The 19,751-nt window shown below is 57.8% G+C and carries 29 protein-coding genes; 11 read left to right on the top strand and 18 right to left on the bottom strand.

Features of this window, described 5'->3' with window-relative positions; all coding sequences use genetic code 11:
• Positions 1-9: 9 nt before the first annotated feature.
• The 18 genes from rplR to ACR0BZ_RS19030 all read right to left on the bottom strand — a co-directional run bounded on the left by rplR (position 10) and on the right by ACR0BZ_RS19030 (position 10,318).
• On the bottom strand, positions 10-369 hold the full coding sequence (gene rplR / locus ACR0BZ_RS19115; RefSeq protein ID WP_010437103.1) for a 50S ribosomal protein L18: 360 nt from the start codon (positions 367-369) through the stop codon (positions 10-12).
• 11 nt (positions 370-380) lie between these two features.
• Complete coding sequence (gene rplF / locus ACR0BZ_RS19110; protein ID WP_170467582.1) at positions 381-914, bottom strand: 50S ribosomal protein L6; 534 nt, start codon at positions 912-914, stop codon at positions 381-383.
• An 11-nt stretch (positions 915-925) separates the two neighbouring features.
• Positions 926-1,318, bottom strand: a complete 393-nt coding sequence (rpsH, locus tag ACR0BZ_RS19105) for a 30S ribosomal protein S8 (RefSeq protein WP_209505841.1) — start codon at positions 1,316-1,318, stop codon at positions 926-928.
• Between the two features lie 13 nt (positions 1,319-1,331).
• Entirely contained in the window at positions 1,332-1,637 is a 306-nt protein-coding gene (rpsN, locus tag ACR0BZ_RS19100) for a 30S ribosomal protein S14 (RefSeq protein WP_142639784.1), read from the bottom strand.
• A 19-nt stretch (positions 1,638-1,656) separates the two neighbouring features.
• A complete protein-coding gene (rplE, locus tag ACR0BZ_RS19095; RefSeq protein ID WP_209505843.1) occupies positions 1,657-2,217 on the bottom strand; it encodes a 50S ribosomal protein L5 in 561 nt (186 codons plus the stop codon).
• On the bottom strand, positions 2,210-2,521 hold the full coding sequence (gene rplX / locus ACR0BZ_RS19090; RefSeq protein WP_010437096.1) for a 50S ribosomal protein L24: 312 nt from the start codon (positions 2,519-2,521) through the stop codon (positions 2,210-2,212). Before rplX ends, rplE begins: the two co-directional genes overlap by 8 nt.
• A gap of 2 nt (positions 2,522-2,523) precedes the next feature.
• On the bottom strand, positions 2,524-2,892 hold the full coding sequence (gene rplN / locus ACR0BZ_RS19085) for a 50S ribosomal protein L14 (RefSeq protein WP_005621870.1): 369 nt from the start codon (positions 2,890-2,892) through the stop codon (positions 2,524-2,526).
• Positions 2,893-2,967: 75 nt separating this feature from the next.
• A complete protein-coding gene (gene rpsQ, locus ACR0BZ_RS19080) occupies positions 2,968-3,198 on the bottom strand; it encodes a 30S ribosomal protein S17 (RefSeq protein WP_209505845.1) in 231 nt (76 codons plus the stop codon).
• Positions 3,199-3,202: 4 nt separating this feature from the next.
• Entirely contained in the window at positions 3,203-3,409 is a 207-nt protein-coding gene (gene rpmC / locus ACR0BZ_RS19075; RefSeq protein WP_209505847.1) for a 50S ribosomal protein L29, read from the bottom strand.
• A gap of 203 nt (positions 3,410-3,612) precedes the next feature.
• On the bottom strand, positions 3,613-4,116 hold the full coding sequence (locus tag ACR0BZ_RS19070; protein ID WP_480538830.1) for a hypothetical protein: 504 nt from the start codon (positions 4,114-4,116) through the stop codon (positions 3,613-3,615).
• Between the two features lie 149 nt (positions 4,117-4,265).
• A complete protein-coding gene (locus ACR0BZ_RS19065; protein WP_480921013.1) occupies positions 4,266-4,886 on the bottom strand; it encodes a 2OG-Fe(II) oxygenase family protein in 621 nt (206 codons plus the stop codon).
• 236 nt (positions 4,887-5,122) lie between these two features.
• Positions 5,123-5,536, bottom strand: a complete 414-nt coding sequence (gene rplP / locus ACR0BZ_RS19060; RefSeq protein ID WP_267364819.1) for a 50S ribosomal protein L16 — start codon at positions 5,534-5,536, stop codon at positions 5,123-5,125.
• A gap of 12 nt (positions 5,537-5,548) precedes the next feature.
• Positions 5,549-6,259: a 30S ribosomal protein S3 gene (gene rpsC / locus ACR0BZ_RS19055; protein WP_209505853.1), complete on the bottom strand. Its 711-nt coding sequence runs from the start codon at positions 6,257-6,259 to the stop codon at positions 5,549-5,551.
• Positions 6,259-6,639, bottom strand: coding sequence for a 50S ribosomal protein L22 (gene rplV, locus ACR0BZ_RS19050; protein WP_209505855.1), 381 nt, complete (start codon positions 6,637-6,639; stop codon positions 6,259-6,261). The genes rpsC and rplV overlap by 1 nt, the downstream gene beginning before the upstream one ends.
• Before the next feature lie 3 nt (positions 6,640-6,642).
• Positions 6,643-6,921, bottom strand: a complete 279-nt coding sequence (gene rpsS / locus ACR0BZ_RS19045; RefSeq protein ID WP_005980699.1) for a 30S ribosomal protein S19 — start codon at positions 6,919-6,921, stop codon at positions 6,643-6,645.
• Positions 6,922-6,924: 3 nt separating this feature from the next.
• Entirely contained in the window at positions 6,925-7,767 is an 843-nt protein-coding gene (gene rplB / locus ACR0BZ_RS19040; protein ID WP_170531634.1) for a 50S ribosomal protein L2, read from the bottom strand.
• Positions 7,768-7,959: 192 nt separating this feature from the next.
• Positions 7,960-8,910, bottom strand: a complete 951-nt coding sequence (locus tag ACR0BZ_RS19035) for an FRG domain-containing protein (protein WP_480921012.1) — start codon at positions 8,908-8,910, stop codon at positions 7,960-7,962.
• Between the two features lie 373 nt (positions 8,911-9,283).
• Complete coding sequence (locus tag ACR0BZ_RS19030) at positions 9,284-10,318, bottom strand: fatty acid desaturase (RefSeq protein WP_480921011.1); 1,035 nt, start codon at positions 10,316-10,318, stop codon at positions 9,284-9,286.
• A gap of 320 nt (positions 10,319-10,638) precedes the next feature.
• Here ACR0BZ_RS19030 and rplO point away from each other — a divergent pair, with 320 nt between their 5' ends.
• The 11 genes from rplO to ACR0BZ_RS18975 all read left to right on the top strand — a co-directional run bounded on the left by rplO (position 10,639) and on the right by ACR0BZ_RS18975 (position 19,579).
• Positions 10,639-11,112 (top strand): 50S ribosomal protein L15, encoded by a 474-nt coding sequence (gene rplO, locus ACR0BZ_RS19025; RefSeq protein ID WP_480921010.1) that lies wholly within the window; start codon positions 10,639-10,641, stop codon positions 11,110-11,112.
• A gap of 110 nt (positions 11,113-11,222) precedes the next feature.
• Positions 11,223-12,587 carry a preprotein translocase subunit SecY gene (gene secY, locus ACR0BZ_RS19020; RefSeq protein ID WP_209505860.1) on the top strand — a complete coding sequence of 455 codons (1,365 nt, stop codon included), beginning with the start codon at positions 11,223-11,225 and terminating at the stop codon, positions 12,585-12,587.
• Complete coding sequence (locus ACR0BZ_RS19015; RefSeq protein ID WP_267363761.1) at positions 12,584-13,228, top strand: adenylate kinase; 645 nt, start codon at positions 12,584-12,586, stop codon at positions 13,226-13,228. The genes secY and ACR0BZ_RS19015 overlap by 4 nt, the downstream gene beginning before the upstream one ends.
• Complete coding sequence (locus tag ACR0BZ_RS19010) at positions 13,225-13,602, top strand: hypothetical protein (protein WP_480921009.1); 378 nt, start codon at positions 13,225-13,227, stop codon at positions 13,600-13,602. The genes ACR0BZ_RS19015 and ACR0BZ_RS19010 overlap by 4 nt, the downstream gene beginning before the upstream one ends.
• Before the next feature lie 192 nt (positions 13,603-13,794).
• A complete protein-coding gene (rpsM, locus tag ACR0BZ_RS19005; RefSeq protein WP_209505862.1) occupies positions 13,795-14,163 on the top strand; it encodes a 30S ribosomal protein S13 in 369 nt (122 codons plus the stop codon).
• A gap of 15 nt (positions 14,164-14,178) precedes the next feature.
• A complete protein-coding gene (gene rpsK, locus ACR0BZ_RS19000; RefSeq protein WP_170462414.1) occupies positions 14,179-14,568 on the top strand; it encodes a 30S ribosomal protein S11 in 390 nt (129 codons plus the stop codon).
• A gap of 114 nt (positions 14,569-14,682) precedes the next feature.
• Positions 14,683-15,699 (top strand): DNA-directed RNA polymerase subunit alpha, encoded by a 1,017-nt coding sequence (locus ACR0BZ_RS18995; RefSeq protein WP_480921008.1) that lies wholly within the window; start codon positions 14,683-14,685, stop codon positions 15,697-15,699.
• 175 nt (positions 15,700-15,874) lie between these two features.
• Positions 15,875-16,297 (top strand): 50S ribosomal protein L17, encoded by a 423-nt coding sequence (gene rplQ / locus ACR0BZ_RS18990; RefSeq protein WP_480774302.1) that lies wholly within the window; start codon positions 15,875-15,877, stop codon positions 16,295-16,297.
• 109 nt (positions 16,298-16,406) lie between these two features.
• Positions 16,407-16,814 carry a hypothetical protein gene (locus tag ACR0BZ_RS18985; protein ID WP_480487313.1) on the top strand — a complete coding sequence of 136 codons (408 nt, stop codon included), beginning with the start codon at positions 16,407-16,409 and terminating at the stop codon, positions 16,812-16,814.
• 65 nt (positions 16,815-16,879) lie between these two features.
• On the top strand, positions 16,880-18,265 hold the full coding sequence (locus ACR0BZ_RS18980) for a trypsin-like peptidase domain-containing protein (protein ID WP_480921007.1): 1,386 nt from the start codon (positions 16,880-16,882) through the stop codon (positions 18,263-18,265).
• A gap of 3 nt (positions 18,266-18,268) precedes the next feature.
• Positions 18,269-19,579: a replication-associated recombination protein A gene (locus ACR0BZ_RS18975; protein WP_480921006.1), complete on the top strand. Its 1,311-nt coding sequence runs from the start codon at positions 18,269-18,271 to the stop codon at positions 19,577-19,579.
• Positions 19,580-19,751: the final 172 nt, after the last annotated feature.

Genomic DNA, 19,751 nt, shown 5'->3' with positions numbered 1-19,751 from the left:
GGCACACCATCAGATCTTCAGGCCACCTTCACGCGCAGCGTCGGCGACAGCCTTCACTTTGCCGTGGAACAGGAAGCCGCCACGATCGAAATAGGCCTCTTCGACGCCCGCCTTCTTGGCACGCTCGGCGATGGCCGCGCCCACTTTGGTGGCCGCTTCGACGTTGTTCTTGCCAACAACACCCAGGTCTTTTTCCAGGGTCGAGGCCGAGGCCAGGGTCACGCCACGTACGTCGTCGATCAGCTGAACAGAGATGTTCTTGTTCGAACGGTGTACGGACAGGCGCGGACGACCCGCGTTGACCTTGCGAAGTTTGTTCCGAACGCGCAGGCGGCGCTTCAGAAACAGGGTTCTTTTGCTGTTTGCCATTGTCTGCGTCCTTACTTCTTCTTGCCTTCCTTGCGGAAGATGAACTCGCCCTTATAGCGGATGCCCTTGCCTTTGTACGGCTCGGGGCGGCGCCACTCGCGGATTTTGGCCGCGGTTTCGCCCACCAGCTGCTGGTCGATACCTTCCACAACGATCTCGGTCTGCTTCGGTGCGGTGATGGTGACACCTTCCGGGGCTGTGAAATCAACATCGTGGCTATAGCCCAGGTTCAGCTTCAGGGTGTTGCCCTGCATCTGCGCCCGGTAACCAACACCCTGGATCTCCAGCTCTTTTTTGAAGCCTGTGGTCACACCGGTTACCAGGTTGGCAACCATGGTGCGGCTCATGCCCCACTGCTGGCGGGCACGCTTGGACATGCCACGAGGGTCGATCTTGACCACGTTGTCTTCAACCGACAGCGTTACGTCGTCGGTGGCGGTGAAGCTGCGGGTGCCTTTCGGACCTTTGACTTCGATGGTCTGACCCGACACAGAGGCGGTTACGCCGCTGGGCAGCTCGACCGGTTTTTTACCAATACGAGACATTGCAGACCTCCTTAGAAGACGGTGCAGAGCACTTCGCCGCCAACATTGTTGGAGCGAGCGTTTGCGTCCGACATCACACCTTTCGGAGTGCTGACAATCGACACGCCCAGACCCTGACGGACCTGCGGGATGTCATTGACGCCCATGTATACGCGGCGACCGGGTTTCGAAACCCGCTTCAGTTCGCGAATGACAGGGGTGCCTTCGTAGTATTTCAGGCTGATTTCGATGGCCGGATGACCGTTTTCACCGGTCGTCTTTTCATAGCCACGGATGTAGCCTTCGTCCGCCAGCACGTCCAGAACCCAAACACGCAGCTTCGACGCCGGAGTGGAAACGGTGGACTTGCCGCGCATTTGCGCGTTGCGGATACGGGTGAGCATATCGCCGATAGGATCATTCATATCTATGTCTCCCTTACCAGCTCGATTTCACCATGCCGGGGATCTGACCAGCAGAACCCAGCTCGCGCAGCATGATACGGCTGACCTTCAGCTTACGGTAGTAAGCGTGGGGACGACCGGTCAGCTGACAACGGTTGTGCAGACGGGTAGCCGAGCTGTTGCGCGGCAGTTTCGCCAGTTTCAGACGCGCTTTGAAACGCTCTTCCATCGGCTTGCTCTCGTCATTCGCGATTTCTTTCAGCTCGGCACGCTTTGCGGCATATTTGGCCACCAGGCGTTCGCGCTTCTTCTCGCGTTCGATCATTGCTTTTTTAGCCATGTCTCAATCCTCCCGGCGCTTACGCGTTGAACGGCATGTTGAATGCTTTCAACAGTGCCTTTGCTTCAGCGTCGGTTTTCGCTGTGGTGGCAATTACGATATCCAGGCCCCAGACCTCGTCGACCTTGTCGAAGTCGATTTCCGGGAACACGATGTGCTCTTTCATGCCCATGGCAAAGTTGCCACGACCATCGAAAGAGGGCTTAACACCGCGGAAGTCACGAATGCGCGGCATTGCGATCGTGATCAGACGATCCAGGAATTCGTACATCCGGTCACCGCGCAGGGTCACTTTCGCACCCAGCGGCATGTCTTCCCGGACGCGGAAACCCGCGATCGATTTCTTCGCCTTGGTTGCAACGGCCTGTTGACCGGCAATCGCAGTCAGATCCTCGACAGCAGCTTTCGCTTTCTTCGAGTCTTTGACAGCCTCAGCACCACAACCGATGTTCAGAACGATTTTTTCCAGCTTGGGCAGCTGCATGTCGTTCTTGTAGCCGAACTCTTCTTTCAGAGCGGCACGGATGGTCTCGGCGTATTGCGCTTTCAGGCGCGGGGTGTAGGTTGCGTTATCAAGCATCGATCACGTCCCCTGTGGTCTTGGCGAAACGCACCTTCTTGTCACCTTCCATGCGGAAGCCAACGCGGGTTGCTTTGCCGTTCTTGTCCAGCAGTGCCAGGTTCGACAGCTCGATCGGGTTTGCCTGAGGCAGGCGACCACCTTGCGAGGTTTGCGACTGGCGGGTGTGGCGGATGGCGATGTTGATGCCATCGACAACAGCTTTACCGGCTTTGGGGTCAACCGAGGTGATAGTTCCCTCTTTGCCCTTGTCCTTGCCGGCCAGCACGACGACCTTGTCGCCTTTGCGGAGTTTAGCAGCCATGATTACAGCACCTCCGGAGCCAGCGAGATGATTTTCATGAAGTTCTTCGCGCGCAGTTCACGAACAACGGGGCCAAAGATACGGGTACCTACGGGCTCGTTGTTGTTGTTCAGGATGACGGCGGCGTTGCGATCGAAACGGATCGCGGTGCCGTCTTCGCGACGGACTTCCTTGGCGGTGCGTACGACGACGGCCTTGCGGACGTCACCTTTCTTTACGCGGCCGCGCGGGATGGCTTCCTTCACCGAGACGACAATGATGTCGCCAACGGAGGCGTATTTACGCTTGGAACCACCCAGGACCTTGATGCACTGAACTCGGCGTGCGCCAGAGTTGTCAGCGACATCCAGATTGGTCTGCATCTGGATCATGTGGTTTCTCCCGACCTGTGGGGGCTGGTCTGATTAAATCCCCCAGGGTTTCGACAAATGAAAAATCCCGGAAGCTTACGCTTCCAGAACTTCCCAACGTTTCGTCTTCGATTTCGGCGCGCATTCGATGATGCGTACAGAGTCGCCGACCTTGAAGGCGTTCTTTTCGTCATGAGCCCGGTATTTCTTGGACTTACGAACGGTTTTGTGCAGCAGCGGGTGCTTGAAACGGCGCTCGACCAGCACGGTGATGGTCTGTTCGTTGGCGTCGCTGGTCACGGTGCCTTGCAGGATACGCTTGGGCATCTGATTACTCCTCGGATGCCGCGGCAGCGGCCTTTTCGTTCAGGATGGTTTTGACGCGGGCAGCGTTGCGGCGGGCCGCTTTGATGCCAGCAGTGTTTTCCAGCTGACCGGTTGCCTGTTGAAAGCGCAGGTTAAAGCTTTCTTTCTTCAGGTTGACCAGTTCCTCGCGGAGCTGATCAGGGGTCTTGTCACGCAGTTCTTGGGCGTTCATCGCCTTTTTCCTTTGCTCAAAACACCAGAAGGCCCCGTACACGGGTCACCTTTGACCTGGTGGATGAATGATAGACATACGAATCGCCCGACAACGCCGGGAGACCGCAAGATGCCGCTCTATAGGGGGTTAGGGGTGGGGTGGCAAGGGAAAGTTTGCCATGCGGGAACAGGGAAATTCCCAAAATCAAAAACTCGCGTGTGTCACCGTGTCAGACCCTGGCTATTTGCCACTCTGGTCAATACGGACAGCATCTCGGAAACCTCTTCCGGTGAAAGACGGCCATGACCGTCCAGGAACGCTCCGATGTCACGCCCGGTATATCGCCCCGTCAGCTTCCCTTCCTCAAGGATCAGATTGTTTCGCACGAGCTCCACGGCGGTCACATGGCAAATACGGCATTTCTCGATGAAGATCCCGCCCGAGTCCCGGATAATTCGGAAATGAGCAAGCAGAACCTCGGCCTTGTCCGGAGTCACCCCGCCATGACCGGAGCGCAGGTAAATTTCGACCGCCCGTCCGGACCGGGCTCCGACCAGCACGCCATCTGACACATTAAGCTCATCCCAAACGAAATCACCGGAATGGGGGGCGTGGCATCCGGAACAGCTGTTTTCGTAGATGCGGTGCGGGTCGACCTCCTGTCCCACTACGCCAGTCGCGCTTGAGACCAGTAGCCCTATGATCAATGTGACAAATCTCAGCACGGTGCGTCCGATCAAACCAGATACGCGGCACTCCGGTCCGACTCATCAGGCAGACCGACGCATTGGAGCGGAGTCTACAACGAGCAGGCTTAAGTGTGCTTGATCCCGATCAATCAAACAGGTGCAGAAGTCAGCCCTGCCAGAAACGGTCAGTCCCACTTATAGTTGAAACTCACCGAAATCCGCTCTTCCTCGGCCATGTTCATCGGCACCTCGTGGCGCAGCCAGCTTTCCCATAGCAGCACATCGCCCACCTGCGGCTTCATATAGATGAAGGGCTGCAAATCGCGTCGCCCGCCTTTCAGCCGCGTCGGCGCGGCCATCATACGGCCTGAGCGCGGGTCTTCCAGTTTCAGCGCACTCGCGCCTTCAGGCATCGCCACATAGGTGGTGCCGGAAATCACACTGTGCGGGTGCAGATGGCTGGAATGCATGCCACCCTCGGGCAGGATGTTGATCCACAGGTCTTCCAGCTTCAGCTCACCCTCACCCAGATCAAACTCCAGATCCTTGGCAAAAGCCGCCACATGGCTGTCCAGCGCCTTGACCAGATCGGCGAATATCGGAAACCGCCAGGGCAGGTCGGTCAGCGAGGCATAGCTGGTGTAACCGGGATAGCCGTTTTCTTCGCACCAGTCCTGACCGGCCTCGTCATCCTCGGCGACGACAAGGCACGAGCTTTCCAACTCCTCCGCATCGATCGGGGGACCAAACTCGGACAAAGAGGCACGATATAGGCGGGTGACGAAGAGTGATTCAATCTGTGGCATGGCGCTGTCTTAAACCAGCCGCGCGGTGAAGGCGATGGCTGTTTTGCGAGGCTCTGCCTCGCGCTCCGGGATATTTGCAGCCAGATGAAGAACGGATCCCCTGCTTCATCTGGCCCAAAATATCCCGGGGGAGGCGCGCGGCACGCGCGACGGGGGCAGAGCCCCCTATAGAAAAACCCCCGCCGGTGTTCCGACGGGGGTCAATCTTGCCACGAGCGGGGGTGCCCCCGGATCGCTTACCAGTCTTCGCGAACCACGACGCGGGTCTTGATCGGCAGCTTCATCGCAGCCAGGCGCAGGGCCTCGCGGGCGATGTCGTCATTGACGCCGTCGATCTCGAACATCACGCGACCGGGCTTGACCTTGCAAACCCAGCGGTCGACCGAACCCTTACCTTTACCCATACGAACTTCGATCGGCTTTGCAGTGACCGGAGTGTCGGGGAAGATGCGGATCCAGACACGGCCCTGACGCTTCATGTGACGCGTCATGGCACGACGTGCAGCTTCGATCTGGCGTGCGGTTACACGCTCAGGCTCGATCGCTTTCAGGCCGTAGGTGCCAAAGTTCAGATCAGAGCCGCCCTTGGCTTCGCCCTTGATCCGGCCTTTGTGCAACTTGCGGAATTTTGTACGCTTTGGTTGAAGCATATCTTTCCCTCCTTAGCGACGACCGCCACCAGCACCACGAGGTGCAGGGCCGTCCTGGAGTTCCTGTGCTTTACGGTCACGTGCCTGCGGATCGTGCTCCATGATCTCCCCTTTGAAGATCCAGACCTTGATCCCGATGATCCCGTAGGGGGTCATCGCTTCGGCATGTGCGTAATCGATGTCGGCGCGCAGCGTATGCAGCGGCACACGGCCTTCGCGGTACCATTCGGTCCGTGCGATTTCGGCACCACCCAGACGGCCAGCGACGTTCACCCGGATACCCAGGGCGCCCATGCGCATGGCGTTCTGTACGGCACGCTTCATCGCGCGGCGGAACGAAACACGGCGTTCCAGCTGCTGAGCGATCGACTCGGCAACCAGCTGACCGTCAAGCTCGGGCTTGCGCACTTCGACGATGTTCAGGTGCAGTTCGCTGTCGGTCATCGCGGCCAGCTTCTTGCGCAGAACTTCGATGTCTGCACCTTTCTTGCCGATGATGACACCCGGACGTGCGGTGTGGATCGTAACGCGGCACTTCTTGTGCGGACGTTCGATGATCACACGGGCAACACCGGCCTGCTTGCACTCTTTCTGAATGAACTCACGGATCTTGAGGTCTTCCAGAAGAAGATCACCGTAGTCCTTGGTATCTGCGTACCAGCGGCTGTCCCAGGTGCGGTTGACCTGAAGGCGCATGCCGATCGGATTGACTTTATGTCCCATTAGGCTTGCTCCTCAACTTGACGCACCTTGATGGTGATCTCCGAGAACGGCTTCATGATCTTGCCGAAACGGCCACGGGCACGCGGGCGACCGCGCTTCATGACCAGGTTCTTGCCAACCCAGGCTTCGGCGACGATCAGCTCGTCAACGTCCAGGTTGTGGTTGTTTTCGGCATTCGCGATTGCGGACTGCAGGCACTTCTTGACGTCCTGCGCGACGCGCTTGTTCGAGAAAGTCAGGTCGGTCAGGGCCTTCTCGACTTTCTTGCCGCGGATCATAGCTGCTACCAGGTTCAGTTTCTGCGGGCTGGTGCGAAGCATGCGCGTTTTCGCCATTGCTTCGTTTTCAGCCACGCGGCGGGGGTTCTTTTCCTTGCCCATGACTTACTTCCGCTTCGCTTTTTTGTCTGCGGCGTGGCCATAATAGGTCCGTGTCGGCGAATATTCACCGAACTTCTGACCGATCATGTCTTCCGAGACGTTTACCGGGATATGCTTCTGGCCGTTGTACACACCAAAGGTCAGACCCACGAACTGGGGCAGGATGGTGGAACGACGCGACCAGATCTTGATGACTTCGTTGCGGCCCGACTCGCGCGCTGCTTCGGCTTTTTTCAGCACGTAAGCATCGACGAAAGGACCCTTCCAAACAGAGCGAGACATGGATTAACGTCCCTTCTTCTTGGCGTGCCGCGAGCGGATGATCAGCTTCTGGGACGCTTTGTTCTTGTTGCGGGTACGCTTACCCTTGGTGTCCTTACCCCACGGCGTAACCGGCGTACGGCCACCCGAGGTACGACCCTCACCACCACCATGCGGGTGATCGATCGGGTTCATAGCAACACCACGAACCGACGGACGCACGCCCTTGTGGCGCATACGACCGGCTTTACCGAGGTTCTGGTTGCTGTTGTCGGGGTTGGACACGGCACCGATGGTGGCCATGCATTCCTGACGGACCATGCGCAGCTCGCCCGAGCTCAGACGGATCTGAGCGTAACCGCCATCGCGGCCCACGAATTGCGCGTAAGTACCGGCCGCACGTGCGATCTGACCGCCTTTGCCAGGCTTCATCTCGATGTTGTGGACGATGGTACCGATGGGCATGCCAGAGAACGGCATTGCGTTGCCCGGCTTGATATCGGCCTTTGCCGACGCGATGACCTTGTCACCAACAGCCAGACGCTGCGGAGCCAGGATATACGCCTGCTCGCCGTCTTCGTATTTTACCAGTGCGATGAACGCGGTCCGGTTCGGGTCATATTCGATCCGCTCGACGGTTGCCGCGACATCAAATTTGTTCCGTTTGAAGTCAACGATCCGGTAGAGACGCTTTGCGCCACCGCCGCGGCGGCGTGAAGTGATCCGTCCGGTGTTGTTCCGGCCGCCCGATTTGGTCAAACCCTCTGTGAGAGACTTGACCGGACGTCCTTTCCAAAGCTCCGAACGGTCGATCAGCACCAGCCCGCGCTGGCCCGGCGTCGTCGGCTTGTACGACTTGAGTGCCATGCTTTCTGTCTTCCGTTTAGCAAGTGCAGGGGAGGTCCCCCGCTATGTGATAGGCCCCCGTAGGTGCCAAAGGTATAGGGCCCCGAAGGTCCCCGGTTGCAAAATATCTAAGGCCCCGGAACGAATCCGAGGCCGCAAGATTGGGTGCGTTTAGCAGTGTTGGCGGTGGGTGGCAAGGGGGGTTAGTGCGTTTCAGGCACCTCGTCTTTTTATCTTTGCGGCTGTTATCTCCAAGCTTGGGAAGAGCGCCTCTTCATTAATACCCAAACTATCTAGCTCACTCAAAATACCATTTTTGTTTTTTGGTGCGACGTATATTTCATACGTATCAAAATTCTTAAGGAAATGACGCGTTGGCAAACGACTACGTTTACGTTCTGCAAAAATACCCTCTCTTTCTGGGTTGAACAAACCGAATATTAGGAATGCACCACTTTGCGAGGCGATACGCACATCTAGCTTTCTTGGCAAAACCGCTACTATCTGAGAAAGATCATCGGGATGGAGAGTATCACCTACACTTGGGTTGTCCCGGTTAGCCAATCTCAAGATTTCTCTAATTTCTGAATTTGCATTGAATTTAGCGACATAGGCTTTGTTGAAATCTTCTTCCGACCCGTCCGTTGTTTCTCGCAGCGCATCCTCACGGCACCGCAACAAGTGTTTTCTTAATGAGTTTTTCTTTTCGAACGGCAAATATGCTAAGTTGCAAAGGACGGCCACGCTCTCGCTATCAAAGAAGCGCTTTCTTAGCGAAATGGGGTTGAAGACTATAACTTCGCCCGCTGGACGCCTGGGAAGGGTCTCGGAAGAAGAGCTGGAAACGCTACGACACGCAAAATACAAAGCGACCAAAGGATTTTTGGTAACGTCTAGCAATCGTGTGGGGAGGCCGTAATGTTGCGCTCGAGCCAGCCACTCAAAGGTACTTAGATCACGAGAGAAATCTTCTGGATGCTCGGCCAACAATTCACGGATCATCTCGTGTTCGCGCTGTTTCCAATCTTCAGATCGCAAAACTGACGGTTCAGCTTTATAGGCCCTGTCTTCATGACCTCTGTACAGTAGCTCACCGCTGTTCCATTCAGAGTTTCGCTCGGAGATCTGTTCGATGTACTCAGATAGGTTTTTTATATAGGGCATAATCGATTAACAACTTTGAATTTACTGTAACAAAGGCCTTCTCAATAGTTATCAAAAGGGCAAAAGTCTTTCAGTTCAAACAAATTTCACCCACTGCAATTTGTTTTCAGCGCGAATGAAGTGAAAAGTCAGACAGCAAAATGAACAAGTAGTACGTTGCCCCAAGCGCGGGACAAGGCCGAAGGCCGCCGCGCCAGCGACTGCCCGTCCCGGCGGGCTGGCGCTTTGGGGACGTTTGCGCCTTGGGGTGAGTTCAGATGTATTTGGCGCCATAAAGCGCACTGATCAACCGTCACGGCGCCATCCCACGGGCAGTCGCTGTCGCGGCTCATCGTGTTGCTCGGGCGGGTCAGATCAGGGACAGCGTGTCCCCTCACCCGTAAAGCGCGCGGGCCTCGGCGAAGGACAGCAGTCGGCGGCTTTGCTCATCCCACAGGTGCAGGCGCGCGTTGGCGAGGCTTTCGCGGATGGTCATCCGGTTGCTGTTGGCCAGCTCATCATGGTCGCGCAGCACTTCGGTCAGGCGATAGAACGGAATGCGGCTGTACAAATGATGCACGTGGTGGATGCCGATATTGGCGGTGAACCACTGCAACACGGACGGCAATATATAATGAGAGCTTCCGTGCAGCGCCGCTTCGTGCAACTGCCAGTCTTCATCGGCGTCCCAATGCGTGTCCTCGAACTGGTGTTGCACATAGAAAAGCCATACCCCGGCGGTGGCGGCAATCAGGGTCGAGGGCAGGAAGATCAGAACCATCGGCATCAGCCCGCCAAAATAGTAAATGGCCACAAGCGCAACCAGAATGGCAAGATTGGTGGCCATCGCGCTGACCCAGAACCGGACGCTGTCGGTCAGGCCCAGTGGAAGGCGGTTCTGAAACAGGAACAGATAACCGGGGCCAAAGACGAACAGGGTGATCGGGTTTCGATACACGCGATACCAGAACCGGTTCATCGGGGTTTTTGCCTGATATTCGGCCACGGTCAGGGTGTGGATATCGCCCATCCCGCGCTTGCCCAGATTGCCGGAACTGTTGTGATGTGTGGAATGCGTGCGGCGCCAGACATCATACGGTGTCAGCGTCAGAACTCCGATCGTGCGTCCAACCCAGTCGCTGACCGTGCGGTTCTTGAAGAACGCGCCGTGCCCGCAATCATGCTGGATGGCAAACAGGCGCAACAGAAAGGCCGCGTTGAGAACGGAAATCGCAAAAGCCAGCCAATAGCTGACCGACAGCGACATCCAGGACAAGGCCCAAAGCGCGAAGAAGGGGATGATACTGACGCCCAGTTCAAACGCGCTGCGCAGCTGATCGGGTTCGCGATATTTGGCAAGCGTTGTGACCCAGTCACGTGCAGCGATAGTCCCAGGCTGTGTCCGGGTCGAAAGAGTGGTTTCAGTCATGCGCCTGCCAAGTTCTTGTTTGTGGCAATCCGGATAGACTACCGCCCGGTCATGGCAAGCGATATTTGCCAAAATCGCCATATTTCGTGCTCAATTTTCGGTCAGACCCCGGTGAAGGTGTCCTTTTGGGTTCACCTTGCGGGGCTGGTCCCGGGGCTTTGGCCGGTCAGGCCGAGCGGCTGGCGATCTACAGGCTTGCCAAGGGGGATCATCGGGCCTATACGCCTGCGGTGGCTTTTTGGCCGCGAGAATCAAAACCAAGAAATGCCGTGTTTGGCCCATCACGCTTCGGGGGTCATATCCGGCTTAGGAGAAGCGAAATGAAACTGAACGAATTGCGCGACAATCCTGGCGCCGCCCCAAAACGCACCCGCGTTGGCCGTGGTCCGGGTTCCGGCAAAGGTAAAATGGGTGGCCGTGGTATCAAAGGCCAGAAATCCCGCTCGGGTGTGGCCATCAATGGCTATGAAGGCGGTCAGATGCCTTTGTACCAGCGTCTGCCCAAACGTGGCTTCAACAAGCCCAACCGCAAGGCATTCGCCGTCATCAACCTGGGCCTGATCCAGAAATTCGTCGAAACCGGCAAGCTGGACGCCAAGGCTGCGATCACCGAAGACGCTCTGGTTGCGTCCGGTCTGGTCCGCCGCAAGCTGGACGGTATCCGCGTTCTGGCCAAAGGCGAGATCAGCGCCAAGGTGAATCTGGAAGTGACCGGTGCGTCGAAAGCTGCCGTCGAGGCAGTTGAAAAAGCGGGCGGTTCACTGAAAGTCACAAAAGCCGCTGCGGCAGAGTAAGCGCTTGTGAGCGGGCAAAGACCCGCTTACATAGACTTCAGAGTTTTCCAAGACGCCGTCCGAGCCGGAAAACGGTTCCGGGCGGCGTTTGCATAAGAGAGACCGACTTTATGGTATCAGCAGCAGAACAAATGGCAGCCAACACAAGCTGGGCTGCCCTTGGCAAGGCCACCGATCTGCGCAACCGCATCCTGTTCACGCTGGGTTTGCTGATCGTCTATCGTCTGGGCACCTTCATTCCGGTGCCGGGGATCGACGGAGCAGCATTGCGCGAGTTCATGGAACAGGCGGGGCAGGGCATCGGCGGCATGGTTTCGATGTTTACGGGCGGGGCGCTTGGCCGAATGGGCATCTTTGCCCTTGGCATCATGCCCTATATCTCGGCCTCGATCATCGTGCAGCTGCTGACATCGATGGTTCCCGCGCTCGAACAGCTCAAGAAAGAGGGCGAGCAGGGCCGCAAGAAGATCAACCAATACACCCGTTTCGGCACCGTGGCACTGGCCACCGTGCAGGCCTACGGTCTGGCTGTGTCGCTGGAATCGGGCGATCTGGCGACCGATCCGGGCCTGTTCTTCCGCATGTCGACCATGATCACGCTGGTCGGCGGCACCATGTTCCTGATGTGGCTGGGTGAGCAGATCACCGCGCGCGGCATCGGCAACGGTATTTCTCTGATCATTTTCGTCGGCATCATCGCCGAGGTCCCCGCCGCCCTGGCGCAGTTCTTCGCGTCGGGCCGTTCGGGCGCAATCAGCCCCGCCGTGATTGTTGGCGTGATCGTGATGGTGATTGCCGTCATCATGTTCGTGGTCTTCATGGAACGGGCGCTGCGAAAGATCCATATCCAGTACCCGCGCCGTCAGGCCGGGATGAAAATCTACGAAGGTGGCTCCAGCCACCTGCCGGTCAAGGTCAACCCCGCGGGCGTGATCCCGGCGATCTTTGCCAGCTCGCTGCTGCTGCTGCCGGTGACGATCTCGACCTTCTCGTCGGGCGCTGCAAACGGGCCGGTCATGTCGTGGCTGCTGGCCAATTTCGGCCCCGGACAGCCGCTGTATCTGCTGTTCTTCGCGTCGATGATCGTGTTCTTTGCGTATTTCTACACGTTCAACGTGTCGTTCAAACCGGACGATGTGGCGGACAACCTGAAAAAGCAGAACGGGTTCGTGCCCGGTATCCGCCCCGGCAAGAAAACCGCCGAGTATCTGGAATACGTGGTCAACCGCGTGCTGGTGCTGGGGTCGGCCTATCTGGCTGCCGTCTGTCTGCTGCCTGAAATCCTGCGGGGCCAATTTGCCATCCCGTTCTATTTCGGCGGCACCTCGGTTCTGATTATCGTCTCCGTAACCATGGATACGATCCAGCAGGTTCAGAGCCATCTTCTGGCGCACCAATACGAAGGGCTTATCGAAAAGTCTCAACTGCGCGGCAAAAGCAAGAAACGCGGCAGGAAGGGACCCTCTCGTCGATGAATATCATTCTGTTGGGCCCCCCGGGGGCAGGGAAAGGAACGCAGGCGCGTCATCTGGTTGAAACACGCGGCATGGTGCAGCTCAGCACGGGCGACATGCTGCGCGAAGCCAAGACCTCGGGCACCGAGATGGGCCGGAAGGTTGCGGCGATCATGGACGCGGGCAAGCTGGTCACCGATGAAATCGTGATCGGCCTGATCGAAGAGAAACTGACCACCGAAACAGGCGCCGGTTTCATCTTTGACGGCTTTCCCCGCACGCTGGCGCAGGCCGATGCTCTGGCCGCTTTGCTGGCCAAGCTGGGCCAGTCGCTGCACACCGTGATCGAGATGCGCGTTGATGACGACGCGCTGGTGGGCCGGATCACGGCGCGGTCAACCTGCGGCGGATGTGGCGAGGTCTATAACGACAACACCAAGCCGATCCCGGCGGATGGCAAATGCACCAATTGCGGCAAGGAAAATGACTTCCAGCGCCGCGCCGATGACAACGAAGACAGCCTGCGCACGCGCCTGATGGAATACTACAAGAAGACGTCTCCGCTGATTGGCTATTACTACGCCAAGGGCGATCTGCGCCCCGTGAACGGGCTGGCGGATATCAAGGAAGTGACGGCGTCGATCGAGGCGATACTGGGTTGAGCCAAGGCACCACAGTTGTGGTTCCAGAGGAATTGGTCGGTGCGTTTGAGCGTTACGGCGAAATAATTCGAGCTGAGAGCCCGCTGTTTTATAAGTGCATGTTGTTAGTGCTCCTGGTTGGGGCTCCTGTATCATTAGTCGTTTCGCTTTGGGTGTTGCCTGCGATATGGCCAAATGCGGCTAATTCACTCTTCTATTTTTTTCAGTTTGGGGCTCCTTTTTTGTTTGCGGTTCCGCTTGATCTAAAGAGGAGAAAACTTGAACGGGAGCGTTTCGAAATTTCTAACCTGTTTCGACGCCGTGGCCTGCACATCTGCCATGATCCGGGGCTTCGAGTTGATGTATTGAAAATCGTTCCCGGTCAGATCATCTAATTGCCTTGACGACCTTTGAAAAACTCTCTACGCACCCCCATCCCTAAAGGGAATCAAGACCGCATGCGGGATTCGTCCCAATTGCCCCGACCACCTCGAATAATACTGGACCCTCTGGCGTCACTGCCACGGTAAAGTGTTGTGAAAAAAGGTTCCGGAGTTACGGAACCGCAACAAAAAGGAAAGTGACACGTGGCACGTATTGCCGGCGTAAACATCCCGACTGCAAAGCGGGTTCCAATCGCCCTCACATATATCACCGGTATCGGCAACACCTCGGCCAACGCAATCTGCGAAGCCGTGGGCATTGAAGCGCACCGCCGCGTCAATGAACTGTCGGATGCCGAAGTTCTGGCCATCCGTGAACATATCGACGCCAACTACACCGTCGAAGGTGACCTGCGTCGCGAAGTTCAGATGAACGTCAAGCGTCTGATGGACCTGGGCTGCTATCGCGGTCTGCGTCACCGCCGCAACCTGCCGGTTCGCGGTCAGCGTACCCACACCAACGCTCGTACTCGCAAAGGCCCCGCAAAGGCCATTGCCGGTAAGAAGAAATAAGGGAGGGTCTGACCGATGGCACGCGATAAGACTCGCATCAAGCGCAAAGAGCGCAAGAACATCGCATCGGGCGTTGCCCATGTGAACTCGACCTTCAACAACACCAAGATCCTGATCTCGGACGTACAGGGCAACGCCATCTCGTGGTCGTCTGCCGGTACCATGGGCTTCAAGGGATCGCGGAAATCTACTCCGTATGCCGCGCAGATGGCTGCGGAAGACGCAGGCAAGAAAGCGCAGGAACATGGCGTCAAGACGCTGGAAGTCGAAGTTCAGGGCCCCGGTTCGGGCCGTGAATCGGCTCTGCGCGCGCTGGCTGCCGTGGGCTTCAACATCACGTCGATCCGCGACGTGACACCGATTGCTCACAACGGCTGCCGTCCGCCGAAGCGTCGTCGCGTCTAAGCGATCTGAAATTAAGCTGGGGCTGTGTTTTTACACGGCCCCAGCACGTCATTTTGAACCTCGGGCGTCTGCACCTTGTTGGTCATGGGGCGCGGGCAGGAATGGAGGGATTACATGATCCACAAGAATTGGGCAGAATTGATCAAGCCGACCCAGCTGGAAGCCAAGCCGGGCAACGACCCTGCGCGTCAGGCGACCCTGGTTGCCGAACCGCTGGAGCGTGGTTTTGGTCTGACCCTGGGCAACGCCCTGCGTCGCGTCCTGATGAGCTCGCTGCAAGGCGCGGCCATCACCAGCGTCCAGATCGACAACGTCCTTCACGAGTTCTCCTCGGTTGCGGGCGTGCGTGAAGACGTCACCGACATCATCCTGAACCTCAAGCAGGTTGCCCTGCGCATGGAAGTCGAAGGCCCCAAGCGCCTGTCGATCAATGCCAAAGGTCCGGCAATCGTTACCGCAGGTGACATCAGCGAAAGCGCAGGTATCGAGGTTCTGAACCGCGATCACGTCATCTGTCACCTGGATGACGGCGCCGACCTGTTCATGGAGCTGACCGTCAACACCGGTAAGGGTTACGTTTCGGCTGAAAAGAACAAGCCGGAAGATGCGCCCATCGGCCTGATCCCGATCGACGCGATCTATTCGCCGGTCAAGAAAGTCGCCTATGACGTGCAGCCGACCCGCGAAGGCCAGGTTCTGGACTATGACAAGCTGACCCTGAAGATCGACACCGACGGTTCGATCACCCCCGATGACGCACTGGCCTACGCCGCGCGCATCCTGCAGGATCAGCTGTCGATCTTCGTCAACTTCGACGAGCCGGAATCGGCTGGTCGCCAGGACGAAGATGATGGTCTGGAGTTCAACCCGCTGCTGCTTAAGAAAGTGGACGAGCTGGAACTGTCGGTCCGTTCGGCAAACTGCCTGAAGAACGACAACATCGTCTATATCGGCGACCTGATCCAGAAGACCGAAGCCGAGATGCTGCGCACCCCGAACTTCGGCCGCAAGTCGCTGAACGAGATCAAGGAAGTGCTGTCCGGCATGGGTCTGCACCTCGGCATGGATGTCGAGGACTGGCCGCCCGACAACATCGAAGATCTGGCAAAGAAATTCGAAGACGCGTTCTAAGCATCTTCGACTGCGGCGGCGGGGCCAACCTGCCGTCGCAGGTTTTGTACATTTTGGACCAATCGGGTCCGAAAGTCGGTACAAAACGTACAATCCGGGCAATCCCGCCCCAAGGTGAGCTTCTGACACGCATCGGAAGCCGGACAAAGCAAAACGCGAAAGAAGGAATTGAAAAATGCGTCACGCACGTGGTTACCGCCGCCTGAACCGTACTCATGAGCACCGCAAGGCTCTGTTTGCAAACATGGCTGGCTCGCTCATCGAACATGAGCAGATCAAGACAACTCTGCCCAAGGCAAAAGAACTGCGCCCGATCATCGAAAAGCTGGTCACCCTGGGCAAGCGCGGCGACCTGCACGCCCGCCGTCAGGCCGCAGCACAGCTGAAAGAAGACAAAGATGTCACCAAGCTGTTCGAAGTTCTGGGCCCCCGCTATGCCGAGCGTCAGGGCGGTTATGTCCGTATCCTGAAAGCAGGCTTCCGCTATGGTGACATGGCTCCGATGGCGATCATCGAATTCGTCGATCGCGATGTTGATGCCAAAGGCGCCGCGGACAAAGCCCGTACTGCTGCTGAAGAAGCCGCAGCCGAAGAATAAGCACTAAGGTCATCGACCTAATGCGCCTGCCCGAGCAATCGGGCGGGCTTTTTTGTGCCTCAGCTAACCAATTGCCTTCATTCGATTTGCGCCATAAGTTCAGGCTGTTATGGCAAGTGAACCCGCAGCAGGATACTCAGGCAAACCGCTCTGGTCGAAACTGGGTTTCAAACCCGGATATGCGGTCCGTACGCTCAACGCTCCTGCCCATTATCCCAACCTGACTGCAGGTGCCGACGGTGTTCTGTTCGACCCTGCAGCCGATCCTGCGGATGCGGTTCACATGTTCCTGAACCATCCGGACCAGATCGCCGAATTGGCCGCTGAGCAAATCGCCCACATACGGAGCGGAGGAATGCTGTGGGTCTCCTGGGCCAAGAAATCTTCGCCCCTGCACGCAGGTGTGACCGAGGATATGCTGCGCAGTGAAATCCTGCCGCTGGGCTGGGTCGACGTGAAGGTTTGCGCGATTGACGCCGATTGGTCCGGGCTCAAGTTCCTGCGCCGCCGAAGCTGAGCGCGCGGCTTGCATTTATTGCCTTTGCCCCGCATATCCCAAAGATAATCAAATCCGGAGCCCCCATGATCCGCGCATCCTTTATCTCTCTTATGCTTGTCATGGCCCTGCCAGCATTTGCCGAAACCCGCGTCCCGCAATCGCAGTCCGAAATCTCTCTGGGCTTTGCTCCGGTGGTCAAAAAGGCCTCGCCTGCGGTGGTGAATATCTACGCCAAGATCGTGCGGCAGGGGCGGGCCAGCCCGTTTTACTCGGACCCGTTCTTTCGGGATTTCTTTGGCGGCAGCCTGGGAGCGCCGCAGCAGCGGGTTCAGAACTCGTTGGGCTCCGGGGTCATCCTGTCTGAAGATGGCTACGTTGTGTCCAACTACCATGTTGTGGGCTCGGCGACCGAAATCAGGGTCGTGACAACCGACCGGCGCGAGTTTTCTGCCACAGTCGTACTGGGGCACGAAGAAAGCGATATAGCGATCCTGCGTCTGGGACAGGCGCAAGACCTGCCCTACCTGACCCTGCGCGATTCCGATCAGGTCGAGGTTGGCGAACTGACCCTTGCCATCGGCAACCCGTTCGGGGTGGGGCAGACGGTGTCCTCTGGTATCATTTCGGGCTTGGCGCGCACAGGTACGGCGACAGGCAATGCACGCGGGTATTTCATTCAGACAGATGCAGCGATCAACCCGGGCAACTCCGGTGGTGCGCTGATTGATGTGAACGGGGACCTGATCGGGATCAACACGTCAATTCTGACACGCTCGGGCGGGTCGAATGGCATCGGTTTTGCCATCCCCGCAAATCTTGTGGCCGAGTTTCTGAAACAGGCCCAGCAGGGCAATGAGAGTTTTATCAGCCCCTGGGCAGGCATGACCGGTCAGCATATGAGCGCGGATATTGCTGAATCCCTTGGTCTTGCCATCCCGCTGGGTGTTGTCATCTCGGACCTGCATGACCTTAGCCCGCTGCGCGAGGCGGGGCTTAAGGTGGGGGACGTCGTGACCCATGTGGACTGGGACGAAGTGAACTCGCCAGCCGAGATGAAGTTTCGCATGTCCGTAGCGGGGGTGGGGGGAACATCGGTTCTGACACGGCTGCGCGGCACCCAGAGCGAAGAGGTTGAGGTGGCACTGATCAAAGCGCCGGAAACCCCCGCCGCTGAAAAGACGACATTGGATGAAGACACTGTCCTGCCGGGGCTGGTGGTGTCCCGCGTCAATCCTGCGGTGATCTCCGATATGGGCTTGCCACTGTCCCAGACAGGTGTCGTTGTTGTTGATCCCGGCCCCTATGGTGGCCGCGCGGGTTTGCGATCGGGGGATATTCTTGAAAGCATCAATTCCAATGACATCGAACGTCCTGGGGATGTGGAGAATGCGCTGACAGATCCGGGTCGTCGTGTGCAGATGGGTCTTCTGCGCGGTGGCCGGTCAGTCTCATTGCGGTTCCGGCTGTAACCCGTGAGCGATCTGTTCGATACCGGGCCAACGGAACCCACCTCTGCGCCACACCGTCCCCTGGCGGACCGGTTGCGCCCGCAGTCACTGGCCGAGGTCATCGGTCAGGAACAGGTTCTTGGCCCGGATGCACCGCTGGGGGTCATGCTGGCGTCTGGCAGTCTGTCCAGCCTGATCTTCTGGGGGCCGCCCGGTGTCGGCAAGACGACGATCGCGCGGTTGCTGGCGCAGGAAACCGATCTGCAATTCGTTCAGATCAGTGCGATTTTCACCGGTGTTCCGGATTTGAAGAAGGTATTCGAAGCGGCCAAGATCAGGCGCCAGAACGGGCAGGGGACCTTGCTGTTCGTGGACGAGATACACCGCTTCAACAAGGCGCAACAGGACGGGTTTCTGCCGCATATGGAGGACGGCACGATCCTTCTGGTCGGGGCAACGACCGAGAACCCGTCCTTTGAGCTGAACGCCGCGGTTCTCAGCCGGTCGCAGGTTCTGGTGCTGGAACGGCTTGGCCTTTCCGATCTTGAACGCCTGACCCAGCGCGCCGAAAAAGAGCTGGACCGCGCGCTGCCGTTGACACCCGCAGCCCGCGATGCGTTGCAGGAAATGGCCGATGGTGACGGGCGGGCGTTGCTGAACCTGATCGAACAGGTCTCGGCCTGGAAGGTGGATGCGCCACTGGACACGGACGCGCTGTCGACGCGGCTGATGCGGCGGGCGGCGAAATATGACAAGTCGGGCGATGAACATTACAACTTGATTTCAGCCCTGCACAAATCGGTACGCGGGTCCGACCCGGACGCGGCGCTGTACTGGTTCGCGCGAATGCTGACAGGGGGCGAAGACCCGCGCTATCTGGCGCGTCGGATCACACGGATGGCGGTCGAGGATATCGGCCTGGCCGATCCGCAGGCACAGGCCATTTGCCTGCAATCCTGGGAAACGTATGAGCGGCTCGGCTCTCCCGAAGGTGAGCTGGCGCTGGCGCAGGCGCTGGTCTATCTGGCCCTGGCCCCGAAATCCAACGGTGCTTATGTCGGCTATAAGGCAGCGATGCGGCTGGCCAAGCAATCGGGCAGCGAGCCACCGCCCAAACATATCCTGAATGCCCCTACATCAATGATGAAGGATCAGGGATATGGTGCCGGCTATGCGTATGACCATGACGCCGAAGACGGGTTTTCCGGTCAGAACTATTTCCCTGAAACGATGAAACGCCCGGTTCTGTATCAACCGGTCGAGCGTGGGTTCGAGCGTGAGCTGAAAAAGCGCCTCGATTACTTCGCCAAGCTTCGGACCCAGCGCAACAGCTAGGCTGGCTGGGAATGTATTGATCGTGCCGAGAAGTGGCGGGCGGTGCTGAGCCCCCTCGAACGCCAAAGGTTCCTGTCTGATACTGAGCCTCCCCAACTGAACTGGTCCACCGCTATGTTTAGGAAACGGAGGACCACGAATGGCAAACAAGCGACCGAAGCCCGAAGAGATT

Source organism: Ruegeria sp. P8, from assembly GCF_056534665.1.
This window is presented reverse-complemented; position numbering and strand designations above follow the sequence as displayed.

Excerpts from the sequence above, each read along its gene's own strand:
- rplX (WP_010437096.1), bottom strand. The coding sequence starts at position 2,521 with ATGGCTGCTAAACTCCGCAAAGGCGACAAGGTCGTCGTGCTGGCCGGC.
- rpsS (WP_005980699.1), bottom strand. The coding sequence starts at position 6,921 with ATGTCTCGCTCTGTTTGGAAGGGTCCTTTCGTCGATGCTTACGTGCTG.
- ACR0BZ_RS19065 (WP_480921013.1), bottom strand. The coding sequence starts at position 4,886 with ATGCCACAGATTGAATCACTCTTCGTCACCCGCCTATATCGTGCCTCT.
- rplE (WP_209505843.1), bottom strand. The coding sequence starts at position 2,217 with ATGCTTGATAACGCAACCTACACCCCGCGCCTGAAAGCGCAATACGCC.
- rplQ (WP_480774302.1), top strand. The coding sequence starts at position 15,875 with ATGCGTCACGCACGTGGTTACCGCCGCCTGAACCGTACTCATGAGCAC.
- secY (WP_209505860.1), top strand. The coding sequence starts at position 11,223 with ATGGTATCAGCAGCAGAACAAATGGCAGCCAACACAAGCTGGGCTGCC.
- rpsH (WP_209505841.1), bottom strand. The coding sequence starts at position 1,318 with ATGAATGATCCTATCGGCGATATGCTCACCCGTATCCGCAACGCGCAA.
- rplR (WP_010437103.1), bottom strand. The coding sequence starts at position 369 with ATGGCAAACAGCAAAAGAACCCTGTTTCTGAAGCGCCGCCTGCGCGTT.
- rpsK (WP_170462414.1), top strand. The coding sequence starts at position 14,179 with ATGGCACGCGATAAGACTCGCATCAAGCGCAAAGAGCGCAAGAACATC.
- ACR0BZ_RS18995 (WP_480921008.1), top strand. The coding sequence starts at position 14,683 with ATGATCCACAAGAATTGGGCAGAATTGATCAAGCCGACCCAGCTGGAA.
- rpsQ (WP_209505845.1), bottom strand. The coding sequence starts at position 3,198 with ATGCCCAAGCGTATCCTGCAAGGCACCGTGACCAGCGACGCCAACGAA.
- ACR0BZ_RS19030 (WP_480921011.1), bottom strand. The coding sequence starts at position 10,318 with ATGACTGAAACCACTCTTTCGACCCGGACACAGCCTGGGACTATCGCT.
- rpmC (WP_209505847.1), bottom strand. The coding sequence starts at position 3,409 with ATGAACGCCCAAGAACTGCGTGACAAGACCCCTGATCAGCTCCGCGAG.
- rplP (WP_267364819.1), bottom strand. The coding sequence starts at position 5,536 with ATGCTTCAACCAAAGCGTACAAAATTCCGCAAGTTGCACAAAGGCCGG.
- ACR0BZ_RS18985 (WP_480487313.1), top strand. The coding sequence starts at position 16,407 with ATGGCAAGTGAACCCGCAGCAGGATACTCAGGCAAACCGCTCTGGTCG.
- ACR0BZ_RS18980 (WP_480921007.1), top strand. The coding sequence starts at position 16,880 with ATGATCCGCGCATCCTTTATCTCTCTTATGCTTGTCATGGCCCTGCCA.
- rplB (WP_170531634.1), bottom strand. The coding sequence starts at position 7,767 with ATGGCACTCAAGTCGTACAAGCCGACGACGCCGGGCCAGCGCGGGCTG.
- rpsN (WP_142639784.1), bottom strand. The coding sequence starts at position 1,637 with ATGGCTAAAAAAGCAATGATCGAACGCGAGAAGAAGCGCGAACGCCTG.
- rpsC (WP_209505853.1), bottom strand. The coding sequence starts at position 6,259 with ATGGGACATAAAGTCAATCCGATCGGCATGCGCCTTCAGGTCAACCGC.
- rplV (WP_209505855.1), bottom strand. The coding sequence starts at position 6,639 with ATGGGCAAGGAAAAGAACCCCCGCCGCGTGGCTGAAAACGAAGCAATG.
- rplN (WP_005621870.1), bottom strand. The coding sequence starts at position 2,892 with ATGATCCAGATGCAGACCAATCTGGATGTCGCTGACAACTCTGGCGCA.
- ACR0BZ_RS19035 (WP_480921012.1), bottom strand. The coding sequence starts at position 8,910 with ATGCCCTATATAAAAAACCTATCTGAGTACATCGAACAGATCTCCGAG.
- rplF (WP_170467582.1), bottom strand. The coding sequence starts at position 914 with ATGTCTCGTATTGGTAAAAAACCGGTCGAGCTGCCCAGCGGCGTAACC.
- ACR0BZ_RS19015 (WP_267363761.1), top strand. The coding sequence starts at position 12,584 with ATGAATATCATTCTGTTGGGCCCCCCGGGGGCAGGGAAAGGAACGCAG.
- rplO (WP_480921010.1), top strand. The coding sequence starts at position 10,639 with ATGAAACTGAACGAATTGCGCGACAATCCTGGCGCCGCCCCAAAACGC.